Genomic DNA, 22,522 nt, shown 5'->3' on the forward strand with positions numbered 1-22,522 from the left:
AGTGGCGGGCACTTGCTCAGTCACCCCCCTAGCCCGAGTTGGACTGATGAACCTCACGAAGAACACGCGTCGCCTGGCCGCGGCGCTGGCCGTGCCTGCCCTGCTGTTCTCCGCCGCCGCGTGCGGTGGTGACGACAAGGGCACGTCCGAGGCGAACGTCTCGGTGAAGGGCGACTTCGGCCAGAAGCCCGAGATCTCCGTGGAGAAGGGGTCGAAGGCGGGCGACGAGCTCACCGTCAAGACGCTCTCCGAGGGCAAGGGCGACAAGGTCGAGAAGGGCACGTTCGTGCGCCTCGACTTCGCCGTGCAGAGCATGAAGGACGACAAGCCGCTGGGCGGTTCGTGGTCGAGCCAGGGGCAGATCCCGGGCAACAAGGACGTGCGCCGCCAGGACGTCTTCGCGGCGGGCCAGCCGGGGCAGCAGGTGCCCGCGAAGGTGGCGGACGCCGTGATCGGCCAGCGGGCCGGCAGCCGGGTCGAGGTCGTGGGCACGGTGAAGGAGACCATCGGCGAGCAGGTCAACCCGCAGCTCGGCCTGGCCCCGGAGGACGGCCTGGTCTGGGTCGTGGACGTGGTCGGCGGCCAGAAGGTCGACCCGAAGAGCGAGGTCAAGGGCGACCAGGCGAAGCCGGACGAGGGCATGCCCGAGGTGAAGGTGGTCCCGCAGAAGGCTGCGGAGATCACCATTCCCAAGGACGCCAAGGCGCCGTCGGACCTCAAGGAGCAGGTGCTGATCAAGGGCTCGGGCCCGGAGATCAAGGCCGGCGAGGGGCTGATCGCCCAGTACACCGGCGTGAAGTGGGAGGACGGCAAGAAGTTCGACTCCTCCTGGGACCACTCGGGGGCGACGAGCTTCCAGATCGGCACCGGCTCGGTCGTCCAGGGCTGGGACAAGGGCCTGGTCGGCAAGCACGTCGGCGACCGCGTCGAGCTCGTGATCCCGCCGAAGCTGGGCTACGAGGGCCAGGCCGGCAGCGGCCTGGACAAGAACACCCTGGTATTCGTCGTGGACATCGTGGGCAAGGTCTGATCTTCGACCGGTATCTGACAGACTTGCACGGTTGTCTACAAGATTCGTTCGTAGGAGCACTTTCGTGAGCATCGACAAGCCCGAGATTGATTTCCCCGAGGGCCCGGCGCCCACTGACCTGGAGATCACCGAGGTCTGGGAGGGCGACGGCGCGGAGGCCAAGGCCGGCGACTTCGTCAAGGTCCACTACGTGGGCGTGGCCTTCTCCACCGGTGAGGAGTTCGACGCGAGCTGGAACCGTGGCAACCCGCTGGAGTTCAAGCTGGGCGCCGGCCAGGTCATCGAGGGCTGGGACAAGGGCATCCAGGGCATGAAGGTCGGTGGCCGCCGCAAGCTGGTCATCCCGCCGCACATGGCTTACGGCGAGCGTGGCGCCGGCGGCGGCCGCATCGCCCCGGGCGAGTCGCTGATCTTCGTCTGCGACCTGATCGCGGTCTGACGCCGTCTGCCGACGGGCCGAGGGTCCATGCTCCTTCAGGGGCATGGACCCTCGGCTTTTGCGCAGGAAGACCGGAGCGGTACGGTCAGCGGTTGAGAGCACAAGTAGAGAGGGCGTCGATGGCGATTGCCAAGGCCGAGCGGCTGATGAACCTGGCGCTGTGCCTGCTGGGGACCCGCCGCCCGCTGAGCAAGCGGGAGCTTCGCGGGTCCATCGAGGCCTACCTCGAGGCCTTCGGGCCGGGGCACGGCACGGCCTCGGGCGCCGAGTCCGGCGCCGCGGACAACGCCACGGGCAGTGATGACGCCTTCAACCGCATGTTCGAGCGCGACAAGGACGATCTGCGCGAGCTCGGCCTGATCATCGAGACGGTGGAGAGCGTCGACGGCGAGACCGGCTACCTGGCCCGCCGCGACAGCAACCGCCTGCCCCCCATCACGCTGGACGTCGAGGAGGCCGCCGCCCTGGGCCTGGCGGCCAGCGTCTGGCAGCAGGCCCGGCTGGCCGCCGCGGCCAGCGGGGCGCTGCAGAAGCTGCGGGCCGCCGGGATGCCGCTGGCGGAAGAGGTCTACGGCAGCCACAGCGCGCTGGAGACGCGGATCCCGGTGCACGAGGCGGCCTTCGAGCCGCTGATGCTCGCCGCGCGCGACCGGCGCCCGGTGGTCTTCGACTACCGCAAGGCGAACTCGGCCCGCCCCGAGCAGCGGCACGTCGAGCCGTGGACGCTGGAGTGCTGGCGCGGCCACTGGTACCTGGCGGGCTGGGACCGCGACCGCAAGGCGGAGCGGGTCTTCCGGCTCTCCCGGATCACCGGCAAGGTCCGTTCGCGAGGCATCCCCTTCACGGCGCCGGTGCCCGACCACGTGACGGTCCGCGAGACCGTCGAGCGGTGGGCGGGCGAGACGGCGACGGGCACGGCCCGGATCAAGGTGCGGGCGGACCACGGCTATCCGCTGCGGGCCCGGGCCACGAGCACGCGCGAGCTGGGCGACGGCTGGGACGAGCTGGAGATCCCCTACGGGCACGGGCTGGACGCGTGGCTGGTGGAGTTCGGCCCGGACGTGGTCGTGCTGGAGCCGGCCGAGCTGCGGGAGGCGGTCCTGGACCGGCTGCGTGCCGTGGCCAAGGGCTGAGACAGGCTGATACGGGGACAGGCGGACGACGGGCCTTAAGGGTCCGGCGAGGGCTGAGAGGAACGGACCGACTTCTGATGGCCGGAAACGCCATTGACCAGACGCGGCGCATGCTGTCGCTGGTCACCTATCTGCGGGAGCGCCCCGGCGCCCGGGTCACGGACGTGGCACGGGCCTTCGGGATCACCGAGGACGAGCTCATCGGCGACCTCGACGTGCTGCCCATGTGCGGCACCAGCTTCCGCGGCGGTGACCTGCTCGACATCGACACCGACGGCGACCGCATCTGGTGGCACAACCCGGACGCCTCGGGCAGCAGCACCGGTGAGCCGCTGCGGCTCGCCGCCGACGAGGCCACGGCCCTGCTGGTGGCCGCGCGCGCCGTGGCCACGCTGCCGGGCCTGCGCGAGAGCGGCCGGCAGGCGCTGGTGCGGGCCACGGCGAAGATCGAGGCCGCCGCGGGCGAGGCCGCCGGGGCCAGCTCCCGGCTGTCGGTGACCTTCGAGTCCGAGGGCGGCGTCTTCGCGGACGTCGACCGGGCGATCGCCGAGCGCCGCCGCGTGTGGATCACGTACTACTCGCCCGCGCGCGACGAGCTCACCGAGCGCGAGGTCGACCCGGTCCGGCTGTTCGTCGTCGGCCACACGTACATGGAGGCGTGGTGCCGCCTGTCGGAGGCCCGCCGCACCTTCCGGCTGGACCGGGTGGCCGAAATCAGGCTGCTGGACGAGCCGTCCGACCCGCCGCCGGTCGAGCTGCGGGACCTCTCCGAGGGGCTGGTGCAGCCGGCCGCCGAGGACCCCGAGGTCGTGATCGAGGTCGGCCCCGGCGGCCGCTGGGTCGCCGAGTACTACCCCCACGACAGCGCCGAGGAGCTGCCGGACGGGGGCCTGCGGATCACGCTGCGCACCCCGGACCCGGCCTCGCTGCGCCGGCTCGCCCTGCGCCTCGGCGGCGACGGCCGGATCGTCTCGCCCGCCGCGCTGGCGGACAGCGCCCGGGACGCGGCCCGCGAGGCCCTTGCGGCGTACGGGGAGTGAGGGTGGACGCGATGGACGGGGTGCCGGGCGCCGCGATGTTCAAGGCGGCCTGCCCGGACTGCCGCGGCAGCTTCGAGCTGGCGGCGAGCGCGCTGCGGCTGGCGATCGGCGGCAGCCGGCGCACCACCTTCTACTCCTTCACGTGTCCGGACTGCGGTACCGCGGTCCGCAAGCCGGCGGGGGAGCGGATCGTGGAGCTGCTGACCGGCGGCGGGGTGCGGACGCTGCGGCTGCACTCGACGGTCTGAGCGCGCCGCTCGGACAAACGGCCGTTTTGAGTCATTCCGATGTTTTGAGTCACCCCGACGTCCCGATAGGTTCGCTCCATGTTCTGGCCCATGCTCGCCGTCGCCCTCGCCTTCCTGGGCATCGCCGTCCTCGGGGTGCTGGCCGCCCGGGTGCTGGCCGAGGTGCGGCGGCTGGCCCGCCAGGTCTCCGAGAGCTCGGTGCGGATCAGCCGGGCCGCGGAGGACCTGGAGCGCGCCGCGGCGCCGCTCGCCGCCGCGAGCGCGCAGGCGGTGCAGACTTTGCGCCAGGAATGAGCGGTTCTGACAACGTCGCTCCCGCTCTCTGCTGGGGCCGCTGACCGGGCGGTACGCTGTTTCGGTGGCCCCGGCGACGAGGCGGGGGGCCGCTTCCGGGAGTACGCACGGGGATTGCCCGGCGTTCACCCCTGCGCGTTACGATCGCTGCCGTACGTCTGATGGACAAATGTCCGATCAGTCGGGCAGTACCCACCCCATGCCGCCTCGGTGAGAAGGTAAACGCAAATGTTCGGTAGGCTCGGCGCCCCCGAGATCATCCTCATTCTCGTCGTCATCGTCCTGCTGTTCGGTGCGAAGAAGCTCCCGGACATGGCGCGTTCCCTCGGCAAGTCCGCCCGCATCCTCAAGAGCGAGGCCAAGGCCATGAAGTCGGAGGGCCAGGACAACGCCTCCGCCCCGGCCGACCCGCCCGCCGACCAGGCCCCGCGTACGATCAAGGCGGCTCCCGGCGACGTCGCCGGCGCCCGGCCGGTCACCGAGCCGAGCGACCGCACGACGCAGCACTGAGCGCTGCTCCTCCAGGACTGAGCGCTGCTCCTCCAGGTTTTCCAGCTTTTCCAGGGACGATCGAGGCGGCCGCCCCCGCGGCGTCCGTCTGCCGCACGAGATAGGGACGTGGGTTGCCCAAGTCTGCCCGCAAGAAGGAGAAGGACCCCGAGGGGCGGATGCCGCTCGCGGAGCACCTCCGTGAGCTGCGCAACCGGCTGGCCAAGGCGGTCCTCGCGATCGTCGTGGTCGCGATCGTCGCGGCCTTCTACCAGAAGCAGCTCACGGACTTCCTCTCGAGCCCCGTTCCCAAGTGCGCGGGGCGCGATCTCGCCCAGAGCCACGGCGGCAACTGCGCGGTCGTGGTGTTCAACAGCCTGTCGTCGCCGTTCACCACGATCGTCAAGATCTGCCTCCTGGCGGGCGTGACGGTCTCCGCGCCGATCTGGCTCTACCAGCTGTGGGCGTTCCTCGCCCCCGGCCTGCACAAGAACGAGAAGAAGTACACGGTCGCCTTCGTGGCGACGGCGGCCCCGCTCTTCGTCGCGGGCGCCTGGCTGGCCTACTCGATCATGCCGATGAGTATGCGTGTCCTGCTGCAGATCACGCCCGAGTCCGCGGCCAACACCCTCAACCTCGACGACATCCTCGACTTCACCGTCCGGATGATCCTCGTCTTCGGCCTCGCCTTCGAGCTGCCCCTGCTCCTGGTGATGATGAACATCGCCGGCATGGTCACCGGAAAGACCATGGTCAAGTGGTGGCGCGGCGTCGTCATGGGCACCTTCGTCTTCGGTGCCGTCGCCACGCCCAGCACCGACCCGTTCGGCATGTGCATCCTGGCCGTCCCGATCATCATCCTGTACTTCGGTGCGGTCGGGTTCTCGATGCTCAACGACAAGCGCCGGGCGCGGCGCAACCCCGACCGGATGCTGTCGGACGACGAGGCCGCACCGCTGGATCTGACCCCGCAGTCCCTCGGCGACTCCGAGCCGATGCCGGCCCTGCACGACCGGTCCGAGGACGGCCGTCAGCACGCCGCCCGCAACGGCTACGACGACGTGACCTGATCCGATGGGTTCCGCCGGGTGACCAGCGACATCACGCTCTTCGTCAACCCGGCGGCGGGCCGCGGGCGCGGGGCGGGCGCCGCCCAGCCCGCCGCCCGGGCGCTGCGCGCCGCCGGGTTCTCCGTCCGCACCGTCCTCGGTGCGGACGCCGCCGACGCCCTGCGCCGGGCCCGGGAGGCCGTGGCGGGCGGCACCGGTGCCCTGATAGCCGTCGGCGGGGACGGCATGACCTCGCTCGCCCTCCAGGCCGTCGCCGGCACCCCCGTCCCGCTCGGCGTCGTCGCCGTCGGCACCGGCAACGACTTCGCCCGCGCCGCCGGGCTGCCCGTCCGGGACCCCGTCGCGGCCGGCCGGCTCATCGCCGCCTCCCTCAAGGGCGACGGCGGCCGGCCGGTGGACCTCGGCCTGGCCGACGGGACGTACTTCGCGACCGTCCTCGCCTCCGGCTTCGACTCGCGCGTCAACGACCGCGGCAACCGGCTGCGCTTTCCCACCGGCCGGCTGCGCTACGACATGGCCCTCCTGGCCGAGCTCGCCGCGCTGCGCCCCATCCCGTACCGGATCCGGCTGGACGACGGCCCTGAGCTGGAGACCGAGGCCACCCTCGTCGCCGTCGGCAACAGCTCCTCGTACGGCGGAGGCATGCGGATCTGCGCGGAGGCCCGCACGGACGACGGGCTTTTCGACGTCACCGTCGTCGGCCCCTGCAGCCGCGCGACCCTCCTGAAGGTCTTCCCGAAGGTCTACCGCGGCACCCACCTCGGCCACCCCGCCGTCACGGTGCACCGCGTCGCGAAGATCGCGCTGAGCGCCCCGGGGATCACCGCCTACGCGGACGGCGAGCCGCTCGGCCCGCTCCCGCTGACCGCCGAGACCGTACCGGGGGCCGTGCGGCTGCTCGGCGCCGCACAGCCGGCCGGAGCCGCATAACAACCGCCCGGAGCTGCATAAAGGGAGTCCCATGCCGGACTAAGGAGCAGCTCCAATAAAGATCAGGTGACTGTCAGAGGTCACCGGTAGGCTCGTACACAAGATGACCGACGACATGTCCCCTGCTGAGCGCTACGCCCTTTCGCGGGTCCGCGCCGCCGAGCAGGCCACCGCGCTCGCACCGTTCCGCGAGATGTACGACTTCGAGCTGGACCCGTTCCAGATAGAGGCATGCAAGGCCCTGGAGGCCGGGAAGGGCGTGCTGGTCGCCGCGCCGACCGGCTCGGGCAAGACCATCGTGGGCGAGTTCGCCGTCCACCTGGCTCTCACCCAGGGCCGCAAGTGCTTCTACACGACACCCATCAAGGCCCTGTCGAACCAGAAGTACAGCGATCTCGTCCGGCGCTACGGCGCCGCCAAGGTCGGCCTGCTGACCGGCGACAACAGCGTCAACGCCGACGCCCCGGTGCTCGTGATGACCACCGAGGTCCTGCGCAACATGCTCTACGCGGGCTCCCAGGCGCTGATCGGCCTGGGCTACGTGGTCATGGACGAGGTGCACTACCTCTCCGACCGCTTCCGCGGCGCCGTCTGGGAGGAGGTCATCATCCACCTCCCGGATTCGGTGACCCTCGTCTCCCTCTCGGCCACCGTCTCCAACGCCGAGGAGTTCGGCGACTGGCTGGACACAGTCCGCGGCGACACCGAGGTGATCGTCTCCGAGGAGCGCCCCGTCCCGCTCTGGCAGCACGTGCTGGCCGGCCGGCGGATCTACGACCTCTTCGAGGAGGAGACCGACCACGGCGGCCGCGGCGCCGCGCGCCGCGAGGTCAACCCCGACCTCCTGCGCATGGCCCGCATGGAGAACAGCCGCACGTACAACCCGCGGGAGCGGCGCCGCGGCAAGATGGTGCGCGAGGCCGACCGCGAGCGCGAGCGCCGTCAGCGCAGCCGGATCTGGACGCCCGGCCGCCCCGAGGTCATCGAGCGCCTCGACGCCGAGGGCCTGCTGCCCGCCATCACCTTCATCTTCAGCCGCGCCGGCTGCGAGGCCGCCGTCCAGCAGTGCCTCTACGCCGGCCTGCGGCTCAACGACGACGCGGCCCGCGCCAGGGTGCGGGAGGTCGTCGAGGAGCGCTGCGCCTCCATCCCCGACGAGGACCTGCACGTCCTCGGCTACTTCGAGTGGCTGGAGGGCCTGGAGCGCGGCATCGCCGCCCACCACGCCGGCATGCTGCCGACCTTCAAGGAGGTCGTCGAGGAGCTCTTCGTCAAGGGCCTGGTCAAGGCCGTCTTCGCGACCGAGACGCTCGCCCTCGGCATCAACATGCCGGCTCGCACGGTGGTGCTGGAGAAGCTCGTCAAGTGGAACGGCGAGACCCACGCCGACATCACGCCCGGCGAGTACACCCAGCTCACGGGCCGGGCCGGACGACGCGGCATCGACGTCGAGGGGCACGCCGTCGTGCTGTGGCAGCGCGCCATGGACCCGGCCGCGCTCGCCGGCCTCGCCGGCACCCGCACCTATCCGCTGCGCTCCAGCTTCAAGCCCTCGTACAACATGGCGGTCAACCTCGTCTCGCAGTTCGGGCGGCACCGCTCCCGCGAGCTGCTGGAGACGTCGTTCGCCCAGTTCCAGGCCGACAAGTCGGTCGTCGGCATCTCCCGGCAGGTGCAGAAGAACGAGGAGGGCCTGGCGGGCTACCGCGAGGCCATCACCTGCCACCTCGGCGACTTCGACGAGTACGCCCGGCTCCGCCGCGAGCTGAAGGACCGCGAGAACGAGCTGGCCAAGCAGGGCGCGGTGCAGCGGCGCGCCGCGGCGGCCACGGCCCTGGAGCGGCTCAAGCCCGGTGACGTCATCCACGTCCCGACCGGGAAGTACGCGGGCCTGGCCCTCGTGCTCGACCCCGGCGTGCCGCCCGCCCGTGCGGACCGGCACCGCGGCTTCGACCCCTACGACGGGCCGCGCCCCCTGGTGCTCACCGCGGAACGGCAGGTCAAGCGGCTCGCCCCGATCGACTTCCCGGTGCCGGTGGAGCCCCTGGATCGGATGCGGATCCCCAAGTCCTTCAACCCGCGCTCCCCGCAGTCGCGCCGCGACCTCGCCTCCGCGCTGCGCACCAAGGCCGGGCACATCGTGCCCGACCGGCACCGCAAGTCCCGCTCCGCCGCCACGGACGACACCGAGATCGCCCGGCTGCGCGCGGCCATCCGCGCGCACCCCTGCCACGGCTGCGACGAGCGCGAGGACCACGCCCGCTGGGCCGAGCGCTACCACCGGCTGCAGCGGGACACCCGCCAGCTGGAGCGGCGCATCGAGGGGCGGACGAACACCATCGCCCGCACCTTCGACCGGATCTGCGCGCTCCTGACCGACCTGGACTACCTGCACGGCAGCGAGGTCACCGAGCACGGCAAGCGGCTCGCCCGGCTCTACGGCGAGCTCGACCTGCTGGCCTCGGAGTGCCTGCGCGACGGCGTGTGGGAGGGCCTGAAGCCGGCCGAGCTGGCGGCGTGCGCCTCCGCGCTGGTCTTCGAGGCCCGTACGGCCGACGACGCGGCGCCGCCGAAGCTGCCCGCGGGCCCCGCCAAGGAGGCCCTCGGCGAGATGGTCCGCATCTGGGGCCGGCTGGATGCCCTGGAGGAACAGCACAAGATCAACCAGGCGGAGGGCGTCGGCCAGCGCGAGCCGGACCTGGGCTTCGCCTGGGCCGCGTACCGCTGGGCGTCCGGGCACAGCCTGGACGAGGTGCTGCGGGAGGTCGAGATGCCGGCGGGCGACTTCGTCCGGTGGTGCAAGCAGCTGATCGACGTGCTCGGCCAGATCGCGGCGGCGGCGCCGCAGGAGGGCAGCGCGGTCGCGCGGAACGCGCGCCGCGCGGTCGATGGGCTGTTGCGGGGAGTTGTGGCTTACTCGTCGGTGGGCTGAGGCCGCTTCGGCACCGCCGGTCACCTCCGGTGGGGGCCGGGCGCCGTCGCGGCGGGGGGATTTCCCCTGACCCGCCCCTTCCCGTTTCCTGGGGGCAAGCCCCCCAGCCCCCCGCAGGGGTTTCGGGAAGGGGCGGGTCAGGGGAAGATCCCTCCGCCGCAGCGGTGATCAGCCCATGGCTGCGGGTCCGGCGGTGCCGGACCCGCACGCCGCGTCGCGGTTACGCCGCCGCCGCGCCCTCCTGCTCCACCTCGACCTGCTGGTTCCAGTCGCGCTTGGACGCCTGCCAGCCGTCCTCGTCGTGGCCCCGGCGCCAGTAGCCCGACACGGACAGGCGCTCGCGCGGCACCTCGCGCTCGACGCGCAGGTAGCGGCGCAGCTCCTTCACGAAGCCCGCTTCGCCGTGCACGAAGGCCTGGACGTCGCCGGCGGGGAAGTCGAGCCCGCGGACGGCCGCGACCAGCGCCTCGCCGACGGGCGCACCGCCGCGGTGCAGCCACGTGACCTCGACGCCCTCGGCCAGCTCCAGCTTCTGCTCCTCCTCCGGGCCCGCGACCTCGACGAAGGCGTGGACGCGCGCGCCCGCGGGGATCCGCTCCAGGGACGCGGCGATCGCCGGCAGCGCGCTCTCGTCGCCCGCCAGCAGGTGCCAGCCGGCGGCCGGGTCGGGGGAGTAGGCGCCGCCGGGGCCGCGGAAGAGCACCTCGGCGCCGGGCTCCACGGAGGCCGCCCACGGGCCGGCCAGGCCCTCGTCGCCGTGGACGACGAAGTCGATGGCGAGCTCGCGCGCCTCGCGGTCGAAGGAGCGCACCGTGTACGTGCGGGTCTTCGGCCAGTGCTCGTGGGGCAGCTCGCGGCGGATGACCTCCATGTCGAACGACTCGGGGTAGGCGACGCCGGGCACGGGGAAGACGATCTTCACGTAGTGGTCGGTGTGCTCACCGGCGCCGAAGTCCGCGAGCCCCTCGCCGCCGAGGATCACGCGCACCATGTGCGGCGTCAGCCGCTCGGTGCGGAGCACGTGCGCGCGGTTGAGCTTGGGCTGCTTCCGGACGGGACGGTCTGCCATGGCTGTCTCCCCTGATCCCCTGATCCTGAAAAGTTAGGTCCGCCTAACTTAACAAAGTTAGGCGGACCCGGCCCAGCGACTCACGCGCCGAGGACGCCCAGCAGCCGCTGCAGCGACCCGCCCAGCCCCCACCGCTCCGCCAGTGCCTCCAGCACCTCCGGGTCCCGCGGCTCGGCCGGCAGCGCTGCGTCGAACGGCGCCAGCGGGACGTCGGACGCGACCCGTACGACCTTCGGCGCCACCGCCAGATACGGCTTGGCCTCGGCCAGGCGCTTGCGCTGCGCCGGGGTCAGCTTCGCCGCCGGGTCGTCCACGGCTGCCAGGATCCCCGCCAGGTCGCCGAAGGAGGCCAGCAGCTTCGCGGCCGTCTTCTCGCCGACGCCCGGCACGCCCGGCAGGCCGTCGCTGGGGTCGCCGCGCAGCAACGCCAGGTCCGCGTAGCCGGAGCCGTCCACCCCGTACTTCTCGCGCAGCAGGGACTCGTCGACCGGCTGCAGCGTGCCGACGCCCTTGACCGGATAGAGCACGCGCACCCCGCGCCGGTCGTCCACCAGCTGGTACAGATCGCGGTCGCCCGTGACGATGTCGACCGGGCCCGCGGCGCGGCCCGCGAGCGTGCCGATCACGTCGTCGGCCTCGTAGCCCACGGCGCCCACCCGGGCGATGCCGATCGCGTCGAGCACCGCCTCGATGACCGGGACCTGCGGGGAGAGGGTGTCCGGCACCTCCTCCTCGTCCGGGCCGGCCGCCGTCTCCTCGGCGACCCGGTGGGCCTTGTACGAGGGGATGAGCTCGACCCTCCAGTGCGGCCGCCAGTCGAAGTCCATGCAGGCCACCAGCTCGTCCGGGTGGTGGTCCTGGACGAGGCGGGCGATGAAGTCGAGCAGGCCGCGCACGGCATTCACCGGGGTGCCGTCGGGGGCGCGGACGGAGTCCGGCACGCCGAAATAGGCGCGGAAGTACAGGGAAGCGGTGTCGAGGAGCATCAGGCGTCGCGTCACGCTCCGATCATGCCGCAGACCACTGACACGGCCCCGGCAGCCCCACCCCGCCGATGTGAACCGGGTCACTGTTCCGTTTGCCCTGATTGATCGGGGGCAGGCGCGGCACCGGAGCGGACCCGGTCCTCGGCACGTGTGCCTGGAAGCGGGCGCGCGGACCGATGCCGCACCGCTCCACGGCCCTGCCACCCGGGGGAGGCAGGGCCGTCGTGAGTTCGACCCGAGAGGTGTATGTGTCCAGGCTCCAGGCCGAGCATCTGTACAAGGTGTTCGGCAGACGACCCGAAGCCGCCGTCCAACGGCTCGAAAGCGGCACCGACCGCGACGAGCTGCGCGCCGACGGCACCACCGCAGCCGTCATCGACGCCTCGTTCGAGGTCGAGGCCGGCCAGATCTTCGTGGTGATGGGTCTGTCCGGATCCGGCAAGTCCACCCTCCTGCGCATGCTCAACGGCCTGCTGGAGCCGACCGCCGGACGCGTCCTCTTCGACGGCCAGGACCTGACCGCGCTGGCCCCGCGCGACCTGCGCGCGGTGCGCTCCCGGAAGATCAGCATGGTCTTCCAGCACTTCGCGCTGTTCCCGCACCGCAGCGTGCTGGAGAACGCGGCCTACGGCCTGGAGGTCCAGGGCGTGCCGCGCGCGGAGCGCCAGGAGCGCGCCGCCGAGGCGCTGGAGCTCGCGGGCCTCAAGGGCTGGGAGACCTCCTGGCCCGACCAGCTCTCGGGCGGCATGCAGCAGCGCGTCGGCCTGGCCCGCGCGCTGGCCACCGACGCGGACCTGCTGCTGATGGACGAGTCCTTCAGCGCCCTCGACCCGCTGATCCGCCGCGACATGCAGGACCAGCTCCTGGACCTGCAGACGCGGCTGAAGAAGACCATCGTCTTCATCACCCACGACCTCAACGAGGCCATGCGCCTCGGCGACCGGATCGCCGTCATGCGCGACGGCCGGATCGTGCAGAACGGCACCGCGGAGGACATCCTCGTGCGCCCGGCCAACGACTACGTGGCCTCGTTCATCCAGGACGTCGACCGCAGCCGGGTGCTGACCGCCGGCTCGATCATGAACACCGGGGCCGTGGCCCCGGACGGCGCCGTCACCGTCCCCGCCGGGACGCCCGTCGCCGAGCTGTTCGCCCCGCTCGCCCGCAGCACGGACCCCGTCACCGTCACCGACGAGCAGGGCGAGCCGGCCGGCGTCGTGACGCGTGACCTGCTGCTCGCCGCGCTCGGCGAGGAGCCGGAGGTGGTGCCCGCCCCGCGGGCCCCGGAGACCGCGGAGACCGGGAAGTCCCCGGAGGCGGGGAAGACCGCGGAGGCCGGCGAGCCCGCGGAGGCCGCCACGCCTGCCCGCGCCGACGAGGCGGAGGTGAGCGCCCGTGCCTAGGATCCACCTCGGAAGCTGGGCGGAGAGCGCCGTCAGCTGGCTGCAGACCCACCTGAGCTGGCTCTTCGATGCCGTCAACACTGTCCTGACCGGCATGTACGACGGCGTGAACGCCGTCCTCGGCGGCCCGGAGCCGCTCCTCATGGCCGGCATCCTGGCCGTCGTCGCCTGGTGGCTGCGCGGCCTCCTGCCCGCCGTGCTCACCTTCGCCGGCTTCGCCCTGGTCGACTCCTTCGGCCTGTGGGAAGCCGCGATGGCGACCCTCTCGCTCGTCCTCGTCGCGAGCCTGATCACCCTGCTCGTCGCCGTGCCGCTCGGCATCTGGGCGGCGCGCAGCAGCAAGGTCAGCGGGGCGCTGCGCCCCGCGCTGGACGTCATGCAGACGATGCCGGCGTTCGTCTACCTCATCCCCGGCGTCATGTTCTTCTCGATCGGGCCGATCCCCGGCCTGATCGCGACCGTCGTGTTCTCGATGCCGCCCGGCGTGCGCATGACCGAGCTGGGCATCCGGCAGGTCGACGGCGAGCTCGTCGAGGCCGCGACGGCCTTCGGCACCACGCCGCGCGACACCCTCACCCGGGTGCAGCTGCCGCTCGCCCTGCCCACGATCATGGCGGGCGTCAACCAGGTGATCATGCTGGCCCTGTCCATGGTCGTCATCGCCGGCATGGCGGGTGCGGGCGGCCTCGGCGAGGCCGTGTACGCGGCCGTCACCAAGGTCGACATCGGCGGCGGCGTCGAGAGCGGCCTGGCCGTCGTCGTCCTCGCCATCTACCTGGACCGCATGACCGGCGCCCTCAACCAGCGGGTCTCCCCGCTCGGCCGGCGCGCCGCCGCCAAGGCCGCGGCCGCCGCCCGCGGGCTCGCCGTCCTGCGCTACCGGCCCGGCACGGCCGTCGCCGCCGTCGGCGTCGTCGTCCTCGCGCTGGTCGCGGGCGGCATGAACCTCGCCCGCAGCGGCGACGACGGGCAGAACGTGGCCGCCGGCGCGAACGTGGGCCACGGTCGTGGCATCAAGCTCGGCTACTTCCCGTGGGACGAGGCCGTCGCCACCACGTACCTGTGGCAGAACATCCTGGAGGACCGCGGCTACAAGCCGGACGTCAAGCAGCTCGACCCCGGGCCGCTCTACACGGCGCTGGCCCAGGGGCAGATGGACGTCCAGTTCGACTCCTGGCTGCCCACGACCCACAAGCAGTACATGGACCGCTACCGCGACCAGCTCACCGACCTGGGCGCCTGGTACGGGCCCACGTCGCTGGAGCTGTCCGTGCCCGACTACGTCAAGGGTGTGGACTCGCTGGAGGACCTCAAGGGCAAGAGCGCCCAGTTCGGCGGGAAGATCGTCGGCATCGAGTCCAGCGCGGGCATGATGGGCACGCTGAACGACAAGGTCCTCAAGGAGTACGGACTGGACGGCGAGTACAAGGTCGTCTCCTCGTCCACCTCCTCGATGCTCGCCGACCTCGACCGGGCCATCAAGAAGAAGGAGCCCATCGTCACCACCCTGTGGTCGCCCCACTGGGCCTACGGCAAGCACCAGCTGAAGAAGCTCAAGGACCCCAAGGGCGCCTGGGGCAAGGGCGAGGAGATCCACGCCGTCGGCAAGAAGGAGTTCGGCAAGGACTTCCCCGAGGTCACCGCCTGGCTGAAGGACTTCAAGCTCTCCGAGAAGGACCTCGCCTCCCTGGAGGTCGAGATCCAGGACGGCGGCAAGGGCAAGGAGAAGGAGTCCGCCCGCCGCTGGCTGGACGCCCACCCGGGCCTCGCGGACAAGCTCGCGCCTGTTCGCGGCTGACGAACGAGCGTACGGTGGGGCGGTGGTCCCGCACAGGAGCAGCCGCCCCGCCGTACGCCGCGTCGTCTCCCTCGTCCCCTCCCTGACCGAGGCCGTCGCCGCGACCGAGCCCGGGCTGCTCGCCGGTGCCACCGACTGGTGCGACCACCCCGCGGACCTCGGCGTCGTACGGATCGGCGGGACGAAGAACCCCGACACGGCGCGGATCGCCGCCCTCGCGCCCGACCTCGTCCTCGCCAACGAGGAGGAGAACCGCGCCCCCGACCTCGGCGCGCTGCGCGCCGCCGGGCTGGACGTGCTGGTCACCGAAGTCCGCACGCTGCCCCAGGCGTTCACGGAGCTGGAACGGGTCCTGGTGCGCGGCTGCGGGCTGGCCCGGCCCGCCTGGCTGGCCGACGCGGAGGACGCCTGGCGGGACGTACGGGCCGCCGGGCCGGCCGTGCCCGCCGTGGTCCCGGTGTGGCGGCGGCCCTGGATGGTCCTCGGCCGGGACACCTTTGCCGGCGACCTCCTCGCCCGGCTCGGCGTCGCCAACGTCCACGCCGGCCACCCCGAGCGCTATCCGCGCATCCCCCTCGACGAGCTCAACGCGTGCGGCGCCGAACTGGCCGTCCTGCCCGACGAGCCCTACCGCTTCACGCACGACGACGGCCCGGAGTCCTTCCCCGGGCTGCCGTGCGCGCTCGTCAGCGGGCGTCACCTCACGTGGTACGGACCCTCACTGACGGAAGCTGCTGAGGTGCTGGGCGCGGCGCTGCGAGCAGCCGGCCGCTGACCAGGCCGTGCGCGGTGCGGGCGGCCGCGACCGCCCAGGCCGCCACCAGCAGTGCGTACAGGCCCACGGCCAGCCAGGTCAGGGCGTGCAGGCCGGTGTGGCGGGCGAGGCCCGCGGCACCGGTGACGCAGGTGCCGATGGGGAAGGTGAACGCCCACCAGGTCATCGCGAAGCCCATGCCCTGCCGGAACGCCCGCACCACCATGGCCGCGGCCAGCGCCAGCCACAGCAGCGCGAAGCCCATCACCGGGGTGCCGTACAGCACGGCGAACGGCGCCGCGGCGTGCGCGTACGGGGTGGGCAGCGCGCCCTGCGCGGCGTCGGCGAGGTTGCCGACCGCGGTGGTCGACTGGCCCAGGGGGCCCAGCACGAGGAAGAGGGCCGGGGTCAGCGCGAGCGGCAGCGGGCCGTGGTGGATCAGCCGTGCGAAGACCACGGGCAGGATCAGCAGGGTCGCCAGCAGGCTCATCCCGAAGAGCGCGTAGCAGGCCAGCACCATGGCCGCCTGCCACTGCCCGGAGGGGAGGTGCGGCACGAGGGCCGGGCCCAGCGCCGCCGAGACCATGGGCGCCACGACGGGCAGCAGCCAGACCGGAGAGGCCTGGCCGGGCTCTATCCGGTGCCGGGTCACCATCAGGTACGGGATGCCGGCCGCGGCGACCAGGCCGGTCACGGTGCCGGCCGTCCACAGGACGGCGTCGGCGGCCACGGCGGCGCCCGTGCCGATCAGCCCGGAGCCCACGGAGAGAGTGGCCCCGCCGACCGCCAGCAGCGCCATCGCGGCACAGCCGTAGAACGGTGCGACCGCCGGGTCGCCGAGGTGCCGCCGCGCCTGGTCGGTGTGGCGGGACCAGTGCACGGCCCGCGCCACGAGCAGGACGGCCAGCGCCGCCGCCGACAGCGCCCACACCGCCTCGCACGCCCCGGCCAGGCCCGGCGGCCGCACGGGCAGCGCCCGGCCGGCGCTCGCGACGATGGCGGTGCCCATGACGGCGGCGTACCAGTTGGGGCCGAGGTGGCGGATGGGGGACGTGGTGCGGGGGGTGCTCATGGCTCCAGGATCGGCCGGGGACCGGCCCGCCACCAGAGACCTTGTTTCTATGAGGACATAAGCTGGGGTTATGACTGATCGGCGGCTGGCGGACCGCGTACCCGACCTCGCCGCGCTGGAGCTGCTGCTGGCCGTGGCCCGGCTGGGCAGCCTCGGGCGGGCCGCGCGGGAGACGGGCATCACCCAGCCCGCGGCGAGCGGGCGGATCCGCAGCATGGAGCGCATGCTCGGCGTCAGCCTGGTCGAGCGCTCCCCCCGCGGCTCGACGCTCACCGACGCGGGCGTCCTCGTCACCGACTGGGCCCGGCGGATCGTGGAGGCCGCCGAAGCCTTCGACGCCGGCGCGGAGGCGCTGCGCGGGCGGCGGGACTCGCGGCTGCGGGTGGCGGCGAGCATGACCATCGCCGAGTACCTGCTGCCCGGGTGGCTGGTCGCCCTGCGCGCCCGGCGGCCGGGGACCGCGGTCTCGCTGATCGCCGGGAACTCGGCCGCCGTCGCGGAGCGGCTGCGGGCCGGCGAGGCCGACCTGGGGTTCGTGGAGGGGCTCGCGGTGCCGGCCGGGCTGGCCGGCGCGGTCGTCGGGAGCGACCGGCTGGTGGTCGTCACGGCCCCGGCCCACCCCTGGGCCCGGCGCCGGGCGCCCCTCGGCGCGGAGGAGCTCGCCGCGGCCCCGCTCATCCTCCGCGAGCGCGGCTCGGGCACCCGGCAGGTCCTGGACGCGGCCCTCGCCGCGCACGGGGGGCTCTCCGAGCCCCTCCTCGAACTCGCCTCCACGACGGCGGTGAAGGCGGCGGTGGTGGGCGGCGCGGGGCCGTCCGTGCTCAGCGAGCTGGCGATCGGGGAGGAGCTGGCGTCCGGGCGCCTGGTCGAGATCCCCGTCGGGGATCTCGACTTGCACCGGGCACTCCGGGCGGTCTGGCCCACGGGCCACCGCCCCACGGGCCCGGCGAGGGATCTCCTGGCCCTGACCCAGGGCCCCTGACGGGCCCTGACACCCACCGCGCGGCGGGAGGGCCGGGCGAGCTCCTGTGGCTGCAGGGCATCGCCCACTGGTTCCGTGCCCGGGCAACCTCCCTCCGCCGCAGCGGCGAGTCACCACGTATGACGTGTCCGGCGGTGCCGAGCCGGCGACGGCCGGGCGGGCTCGGCACCGCCGGTCAGGTTGCAGGGGGGGCTGATCGCCGCTGCGGCGGAAGGGGCTCGGGGTCTGGGGCCCCGAAGGTCAGTCGCCGGTGGCCGCTTCCACCAGGGCTCGCGTCAGACGCAGATCGTCCCGCGCCTCCGGGTGCCACTGGATGCCCACCGCGAACACGCCGTCACCCGGCCGCTCCAGGGCCTCGATCGTGCCGTCCTCCGCGTACGCCGTCGCGACGAGGCCGTCGCCCAGGCGGGAGACGGATTGGTGGTGGTGGGTGGCGACGTCGCACGGTTCGGGCAGGAGGCGGCCCAGCCGGGTGTCCGGGACCGGCTTGACCAGGTGGTCGGTGAAGGCGCCGACGACCGGGTTGTGGTCCTCGTGCCCCACCTCGTCCGGCAGGTGCTGGCACAGCGCCCCGCCCGCGTGCACGTTCATCAGCTGCATCCCCCGGCAGATCCCGAGCACCGGAACCCCCCGCTCCAGCGCCGCGTCCAGCAGCGCCAGTTCCCAGGCGTCGCGTTCGGGCACCGGCGCGCCCGCGCGCGGGTGGGGGCGTTCGCCGTAGAGGCCGGGGTCGAGGTCCTCACCGCCGGCGAGGACCAGGCCGTCCAGCCGCCGCACTATGTCGCCGGCGGCGGCCGGGTCGTCCGGCGGGAGTTGTACGGCCAGGCCGCCGGCCCGCTGCACGTGCTGCGCGTAGGAGGCGGGCAGGAGCGCGGCCGGCAGGTCCCACGCGGCGCCCCAGCGGGCCCGGGTGAGGTAGGTGGTGACACCGATCAGTGGCTGGCGGGGCATGGAGCGGGTCCTTTCCGTACGTACGTCGTTCCGTACGCTCCGTACGCTACGACGTGGATCACGAGCGGGAGTCGCGGTTCAGTTCCGCCTCGGCCGCGGCGAGCGCCGCGAACTCCTCCTCGGGCGCCCCGGCGACGAGCCGGTGCCGGCTCCAGCAGGCGAAGTACACGGCGGCGACGGCGTAGACGCCGAGGGCGACGAGCGCGGCGGTGACGTCGACGAGGAAGGTCGCCACGAGCGCCGCGCAGGCCAGCAGGAGGGCCAGCGCCGACGTCACGACGCCGCCGGGCGTGCGGTAGGGCCGCGCCAGCCCCGGCTCGCGGCGGCGCAGCACGATGTGGGAGAGCGACATCAGCGCGTACGAGATGGTGGCGCCGAACACGGCCACGTTCAGCATCCGCGCGCCGTCGCCGCTGGCCGCCGCCAGCGTGAAGCCGATCGCGCCGGGCACGACCAGGCCGAGCCAGGGGGCCTTGCGGCGGCTGGTGAGGGAGAGGGAGCGGGGGAGGTAGCCGGCCCGGGAGAGGGCGAAGAGCTGCCGCGATCCGGCGTAGATGAGGGAGAAGAAGGAGGCCACCAGGCCCGCGAGCCCGGCGTAGTTGACGATCCGGCCGAGCACGGTGGGGTGCCCGTCGGGCTGCACGGCGGCCACGAGCGGGTTCCCGGCGTCCTTCAGGGCGTCCGCGCCGCCCGCGCCGGTCGAGGCGAGGAAGGTAAGGAGGGCGAGCACCAGCAGGATGCCCATCGCGGCGGCCATGGCCCGGGGCAGCGACCGCACGGGGTCTTTGGTCTCCTCGGCGGCGAGCGGCACGCCCTCGACGCCGAGGAAGAACCACATCCCGAAGGGGAAGGACGCCCAGATGCCGAGCAGTCCGAACGGCAGCCAGGAGGACGAGCCGAGGGCGCTCGTGTCGGCGGGGATGTCGTGCAGGCGGGCCGCGTCGAAGTCGGTCAGCGCGCCCGCCGCGAAGATCAGCAGCGCGGCGACGGCGACGCCGGTGACGACGAAGCTGAACCGCAGCGCCTCGCCCACGCCCCACAGGTGGATGCCGATGAAGAGGACGAAGCAGGCGAGGTACACGGGCCAGGAGGAGGTGAGCCCGAACAGGCCGAGCGACTCGACGTAGTCGCCGATGAAGAGGGAGATCGCCGCGGGTGCGAGGACGTACTCGATGAGGATGGCGGTGCCGGTGAGGAAGCCGCCCCACGGGCCGAGCGCGCGCCGCGCGAAGCCGTAACCCCCGCCCGCCGTCGGCAGGATGGCGGCGAGCTCGGCGAGGGCGAAGACCATGCAGGTGTACATCAGCCCCATGAGGGCGGCGGCGACGGCGAGGCCGCCGAAGCCGCCGTGCGCGAGGCCGAAGTTCCAGCCGGAGAAGTCGCCGGAGACGACGTAGGCGACGCCGAGGCCGGTGAGGAGCAGGGGGCCGGCGCTGCCGCGGCGCAGCGTGCGCTTCTCCAGGTAGTCCGCCGGCCGGTCCGAGGCGCGTGGTGGTGCCGTGGGTGTCTCCGTGCGTTCGGGCATGCTGCCGCTCCTGCCTCGGGGAGGTAAAGGTATTGCGGCATACCTTTGCCCCGGCGTGGCTGATCCGGCAACCCTCTTGCGTAAAAGACTGGTTACGAGAGGGGTCCTCGCGGGTTACGCCAGGAAGCCCCGCAGCAGCGCCGCCGTCCCGCAGCAGTGCTCGCGCATCACCTCGCGCGCCCCTTCCGCGTCGCCGTCGAGGACCGCCTCCACGAGCGCGGTGTGCTGCTGCTGCGAGTGCTCCAGGTTCCGGACCAGCAGCGGAATGCAGTCCAGCAGGTCGTTGACCGTCGCGCGGACCGCGGCGTACCGCTCGGCCAGCGACGGGGATCCCGACAGCTCGGCGAGCGTCAGGTGGAACAGCGTGTCCGCGCGGCGATATCCGGCCAGCGGCGCGTCGTGCGTGGCGGCCAGCGCGGCCCGCAGCCGCCCGGCACCGCCCTCGGGCAGCCCGTGCGCGGCGCACAGCCCGGCCGCGCCCACCTCCAGCACCTCGCGGAAGCGCAGCGTGTCCTCGACGTCGACGGAGGCGACCCGGCGCCGCAGTTCGTCCTCGCCCGCGGTGGCGGGCCGCGCCAGCACGAACGTGCCGCCGTAGCGGCCGCGCCGGCTCTCGACCAGCCCCTGGTCCTGCAGGACCTTCAGCACCTCGCGCAGCGTCACCCGGCTCACGTGCAGCCGGTCGGCCAACTCCCGCTCGGCGGGCAGCCGTTCCCCCTCGGCCACCAGGCCCAGTCGCATGATCTGCAGTATCTGCTCCAGCGCTTCCTCGAAGCCGTTGCCCGCGCGGACCGGCCGCAGCACCGGCGCCAGCCGGTCCGTCCGGTCCGCCGCATGATCGTTCATCTGACCTCTTCCCTTTAATGGTCTACAGCCCTACCTTAAGACCTCCGGTCGCACCGACAGGAGGCATCACCGTGGCAGACCCCACGCCCCCGCTCGCCGTCGAGGAGCTGCGCAGGCTGGTCGACACCGGGGAGATCGACACCGTCGTCCTCGCCTTCACCGACATGCAGGGACGACTCCAGGGGAAGCGGTTCGCCGCGCGGTTCTTCCTCGACGACGTCCTCGACCACGGCACCGAGGGCTGCAACTACCTCCTCGCCGTGGACGTCGACCTCAACACCGTCGGCGGCTACGCCATGTCGTCCTGGGAGCGCGGCTACGGCGACTTCGCCATGCGCGGCGACCTCTCCACCCTGCGCCGCACCCCCTGGAACCCCGGCACGGCGCTCCTCACCGCCGACCTCGCCTGGCACGACGGCTCGCCCGTCCTCGCCTCGCCCCGGCAGATCCTGCGCCGCCAGCTCGACCGGCTGGCCGAGCGCGGCTGGAGCGCCTACGCGGGCACCGAGCTGGAGTTCATCGTCTTCAAGGACACGTACGAGGAGGCCTGGAACCGCGGCTACCGCGGCATGACCCCGGCCAACCAGTACAACTGCGACTACTCCGTCCTCGGCACCGGCCGCGTCGAGCCCCTCCTGCGGCGCATCCGCAACGAGATGGGCGCCGCCGGGATGACCGTGGAGTCCGCCAAGGGCGAGTGCAACCTCGGCCAGCACGAGATCGCCTTCCGCTACGACGAGGCCCTCACCACCTGCGACCAGCACGCCGTCTACAAGACCGGCGCGAAGGAGATCGCCTCCCAGGAGGGCATGGCGCTCACCTTCATGGCCAAGTACGACGAGCGCGAGGGCAACTCCTGCCACATCCACCTCTCGCTGCGCGACGAGGCCGGGCGGCCCGTCCTCGCCGACGACGAGGGCCCGTACGGCATGTCGAAGACGATGCGGCACTTCCTCGCCGGACAGCTCGCCGCGCTGCGCGACTTCACCCTCCTCTACGCCCCCAACATCAACTCGTACAAGCGGTTCCGGCCCGGCTCCTTCGCCCCCACCGCCGTCGCCTGGGGCCCCGACAACCGCACCTGCGCCCTGCGCGTCATCGGCCACGGCCACTCCCACCGCTTCGAGAACCGCCTGCCGGGCGGGGACGTCAACCCCTACCTCGCCGTCGCGGGCATGGTGGCCGCCGGCCTCTACGGCGTCGAGCACGAACTGGAGCTGCCCGAGGTCTGTACCGGCAACGCCTACGCGGGCGACGCGCAGCACGTCCCCGCCACCCTGCGCGAGGCCGCCGCCCTCTGGGAGGCCAGCCCGATAGCGCGGGAGGCCTTCGGCGACGAAGTCGTCGAGCACTACCTGCACATGGCGCGCGTCGAGCAGGAGGCCTACGACACGGCCGTCACGGACTGGGAGCGGTTCCGCTCCTTCGAGCGGATGTGACCCCGCCACGTTGTGGGCAGGCGTTCCGCAGGGCTGGGGGCACCGCCCAGCGGTAGCTGGGGGAGGGTGGGCACAACGCGACCACCGGCGTT

General features: G+C 72.8%; 21 protein-coding genes. 15 read left to right on the forward strand and 6 right to left on the reverse strand.

Annotation, left to right across the window (positions count from 1 at the left end):
- Positions 1-46: 46 nt before the first annotated feature.
- From IF61_RS0119035 to IF61_RS0119080, 10 genes are all read left to right on the forward strand, one after another.
- On the forward strand, positions 47-1,030 hold the full coding sequence (locus tag IF61_RS0119035) for an FKBP-type peptidyl-prolyl cis-trans isomerase (protein ID WP_030367641.1): 984 nt from the start codon (positions 47-49) through the stop codon (positions 1,028-1,030).
- Between the two features lie 64 nt (positions 1,031-1,094).
- The gene (locus tag IF61_RS0119040) at positions 1,095-1,469 is read left to right on the forward strand and encodes an FKBP-type peptidyl-prolyl cis-trans isomerase (protein ID WP_030367642.1); all 375 of its coding nucleotides are present in this window, start codon (positions 1,095-1,097) and stop codon (positions 1,467-1,469) included.
- Between the two features lie 119 nt (positions 1,470-1,588).
- Positions 1,589-2,602: a helix-turn-helix transcriptional regulator gene (locus IF61_RS0119045; RefSeq protein WP_030367643.1), complete on the forward strand. Its 1,014-nt coding sequence runs from the start codon at positions 1,589-1,591 to the stop codon at positions 2,600-2,602.
- Positions 2,603-2,679: 77 nt separating this feature from the next.
- The gene (locus tag IF61_RS0119050; RefSeq protein WP_030367644.1) at positions 2,680-3,642 is read left to right on the forward strand and encodes a helix-turn-helix transcriptional regulator; all 963 of its coding nucleotides are present in this window, start codon (positions 2,680-2,682) and stop codon (positions 3,640-3,642) included.
- An 11-nt stretch (positions 3,643-3,653) separates the two neighbouring features.
- Positions 3,654-3,890, forward strand: coding sequence for a CpXC domain-containing protein (locus IF61_RS0119055; RefSeq protein WP_030367645.1), 237 nt, complete (start codon positions 3,654-3,656; stop codon positions 3,888-3,890).
- A gap of 78 nt (positions 3,891-3,968) precedes the next feature.
- A complete protein-coding gene (locus tag IF61_RS0119060) occupies positions 3,969-4,184 on the forward strand; it encodes a hypothetical protein (protein ID WP_030367646.1) in 216 nt (71 codons plus the stop codon).
- A gap of 228 nt (positions 4,185-4,412) precedes the next feature.
- Complete coding sequence (tatA, locus tag IF61_RS0119065) at positions 4,413-4,694, forward strand: Sec-independent protein translocase subunit TatA (protein ID WP_030367647.1); 282 nt, start codon at positions 4,413-4,415, stop codon at positions 4,692-4,694.
- A gap of 158 nt (positions 4,695-4,852) precedes the next feature.
- Positions 4,853-5,743 (forward strand): twin-arginine translocase subunit TatC, encoded by an 891-nt coding sequence (gene tatC, locus IF61_RS0119070; protein ID WP_052392809.1) that lies wholly within the window; start codon positions 4,853-4,855, stop codon positions 5,741-5,743.
- 18 nt (positions 5,744-5,761) lie between these two features.
- Complete coding sequence (locus IF61_RS0119075) at positions 5,762-6,673, forward strand: diacylglycerol kinase (protein WP_030367649.1); 912 nt, start codon at positions 5,762-5,764, stop codon at positions 6,671-6,673.
- 103 nt (positions 6,674-6,776) lie between these two features.
- A complete protein-coding gene (locus tag IF61_RS0119080; RefSeq protein ID WP_030367650.1) occupies positions 6,777-9,605 on the forward strand; it encodes a DEAD/DEAH box helicase in 2,829 nt (942 codons plus the stop codon).
- A 220-nt stretch (positions 9,606-9,825) separates the two neighbouring features.
- On the opposite strand, the gene IF61_RS0119085 is transcribed toward IF61_RS0119080, so the two are convergent.
- Positions 9,826-10,674: a siderophore-interacting protein gene (locus IF61_RS0119085; protein ID WP_030367651.1), complete on the reverse strand. Its 849-nt coding sequence runs from the start codon at positions 10,672-10,674 to the stop codon at positions 9,826-9,828.
- An 80-nt stretch (positions 10,675-10,754) separates the two neighbouring features.
- Positions 10,755-11,660, reverse strand: a complete 906-nt coding sequence (locus tag IF61_RS0119090; protein WP_030367652.1) for a 5'-3' exonuclease — start codon at positions 11,658-11,660, stop codon at positions 10,755-10,757.
- A 248-nt stretch (positions 11,661-11,908) separates the two neighbouring features.
- Here IF61_RS0119090 and IF61_RS0119095 point away from each other — a divergent pair, with 248 nt between their 5' ends.
- From IF61_RS0119095 to IF61_RS0119105, 3 genes are read left to right on the forward strand one after another with little or no spacing between them, the layout of a single operon-like run.
- Positions 11,909-13,063 carry a quaternary amine ABC transporter ATP-binding protein gene (locus tag IF61_RS0119095; protein WP_211264906.1) on the forward strand — a complete coding sequence of 385 codons (1,155 nt, stop codon included), beginning with the start codon at positions 11,909-11,911 and terminating at the stop codon, positions 13,061-13,063.
- Positions 13,056-14,861: an ABC transporter permease/substrate binding protein gene (locus tag IF61_RS0119100; RefSeq protein WP_030367654.1), complete on the forward strand. Its 1,806-nt coding sequence runs from the start codon at positions 13,056-13,058 to the stop codon at positions 14,859-14,861. The genes IF61_RS0119095 and IF61_RS0119100 overlap by 8 nt, the downstream gene beginning before the upstream one ends.
- A 22-nt stretch (positions 14,862-14,883) precedes the next feature.
- On the forward strand, positions 14,884-15,636 hold the full coding sequence (locus IF61_RS0119105; protein ID WP_052392810.1) for a helical backbone metal receptor: 753 nt from the start codon (positions 14,884-14,886) through the stop codon (positions 15,634-15,636).
- On the opposite strand, the gene IF61_RS0119110 is transcribed toward IF61_RS0119105, so the two are convergent.
- A complete protein-coding gene (locus tag IF61_RS0119110) occupies positions 15,563-16,687 on the reverse strand; it encodes a TDT family transporter (protein ID WP_052392811.1) in 1,125 nt (374 codons plus the stop codon). The genes IF61_RS0119105 and IF61_RS0119110 overlap by 74 nt on opposite strands.
- Positions 16,688-16,757: 70 nt before the next feature.
- Here IF61_RS0119110 and IF61_RS0119115 point away from each other — a divergent pair, with 70 nt between their 5' ends.
- Positions 16,758-17,669 carry a LysR family transcriptional regulator gene (locus tag IF61_RS0119115; protein ID WP_030367657.1) on the forward strand — a complete coding sequence of 304 codons (912 nt, stop codon included), beginning with the start codon at positions 16,758-16,760 and terminating at the stop codon, positions 17,667-17,669.
- A gap of 240 nt (positions 17,670-17,909) precedes the next feature.
- Here the strand turns inward: IF61_RS0119115 and IF61_RS0119120 are convergent, their stop codons facing one another.
- From IF61_RS0119120 to IF61_RS0119130, 3 genes are all read right to left on the reverse strand, one after another.
- On the reverse strand, positions 17,910-18,620 hold the full coding sequence (locus IF61_RS0119120) for a gamma-glutamyl-gamma-aminobutyrate hydrolase family protein (RefSeq protein WP_030367658.1): 711 nt from the start codon (positions 18,618-18,620) through the stop codon (positions 17,910-17,912).
- A gap of 58 nt (positions 18,621-18,678) precedes the next feature.
- On the reverse strand, positions 18,679-20,145 hold the full coding sequence (gene eat / locus IF61_RS0119125; protein WP_030367659.1) for an ethanolamine permease: 1,467 nt from the start codon (positions 20,143-20,145) through the stop codon (positions 18,679-18,681).
- A 114-nt stretch (positions 20,146-20,259) separates the two neighbouring features.
- Complete coding sequence (locus tag IF61_RS0119130) at positions 20,260-20,991, reverse strand: FadR/GntR family transcriptional regulator (protein WP_030367660.1); 732 nt, start codon at positions 20,989-20,991, stop codon at positions 20,260-20,262.
- Between the two features lie 71 nt (positions 20,992-21,062).
- On the opposite strand from IF61_RS0119130, the gene IF61_RS0119135 reads away from it, so the two are divergent.
- Complete coding sequence (locus IF61_RS0119135; protein ID WP_030367661.1) at positions 21,063-22,430, forward strand: glutamine synthetase family protein; 1,368 nt, start codon at positions 21,063-21,065, stop codon at positions 22,428-22,430.
- Positions 22,431-22,522: the final 92 nt, after the last annotated feature.

The organism is Streptomyces roseoverticillatus, from assembly GCF_000719265.1.
Lineage (GTDB): Bacteria > Actinomycetota > Actinomycetes > Streptomycetales > Streptomycetaceae > Streptomyces > Streptomyces roseoverticillatus.

Excerpts from the sequence above, each read along its gene's own strand:
- IF61_RS0119045 (WP_030367643.1), top strand. The coding sequence starts at position 1,589 with ATGGCGATTGCCAAGGCCGAGCGGCTGATGAACCTGGCGCTGTGCCTG.
- IF61_RS0119090 (WP_030367652.1), bottom strand. The coding sequence starts at position 11,660 with ATGCTCCTCGACACCGCTTCCCTGTACTTCCGCGCCTATTTCGGCGTG.
- IF61_RS0119120 (WP_030367658.1), bottom strand. The coding sequence starts at position 18,620 with ATGCCCCGCCAGCCACTGATCGGTGTCACCACCTACCTCACCCGGGCC.
- IF61_RS0119035 (WP_030367641.1), top strand. The coding sequence starts at position 47 with ATGAACCTCACGAAGAACACGCGTCGCCTGGCCGCGGCGCTGGCCGTG.
- IF61_RS0119130 (WP_030367660.1), bottom strand. The coding sequence starts at position 20,991 with ATGAACGATCATGCGGCGGACCGGACGGACCGGCTGGCGCCGGTGCTG.
- tatC (WP_052392809.1), top strand. The coding sequence starts at position 4,853 with ATGCCGCTCGCGGAGCACCTCCGTGAGCTGCGCAACCGGCTGGCCAAG.
- tatA (WP_030367647.1), top strand. The coding sequence starts at position 4,413 with ATGTTCGGTAGGCTCGGCGCCCCCGAGATCATCCTCATTCTCGTCGTC.
- IF61_RS0119115 (WP_030367657.1), top strand. The coding sequence starts at position 16,758 with ATGACTGATCGGCGGCTGGCGGACCGCGTACCCGACCTCGCCGCGCTG.
- IF61_RS0119085 (WP_030367651.1), bottom strand. The coding sequence starts at position 10,674 with ATGGCAGACCGTCCCGTCCGGAAGCAGCCCAAGCTCAACCGCGCGCAC.
- IF61_RS0119110 (WP_052392811.1), bottom strand. The coding sequence starts at position 16,687 with ATGAGCACCCCCCGCACCACGTCCCCCATCCGCCACCTCGGCCCCAAC.
- IF61_RS0119060 (WP_030367646.1), top strand. The coding sequence starts at position 3,969 with ATGTTCTGGCCCATGCTCGCCGTCGCCCTCGCCTTCCTGGGCATCGCC.
- eat (WP_030367659.1), bottom strand. The coding sequence starts at position 20,145 with ATGCCCGAACGCACGGAGACACCCACGGCACCACCACGCGCCTCGGAC.
- IF61_RS0119080 (WP_030367650.1), top strand. The coding sequence starts at position 6,777 with ATGACCGACGACATGTCCCCTGCTGAGCGCTACGCCCTTTCGCGGGTC.
- IF61_RS0119055 (WP_030367645.1), top strand. The coding sequence starts at position 3,654 with ATGGACGGGGTGCCGGGCGCCGCGATGTTCAAGGCGGCCTGCCCGGAC.
- IF61_RS0119050 (WP_030367644.1), top strand. The coding sequence starts at position 2,680 with ATGGCCGGAAACGCCATTGACCAGACGCGGCGCATGCTGTCGCTGGTC.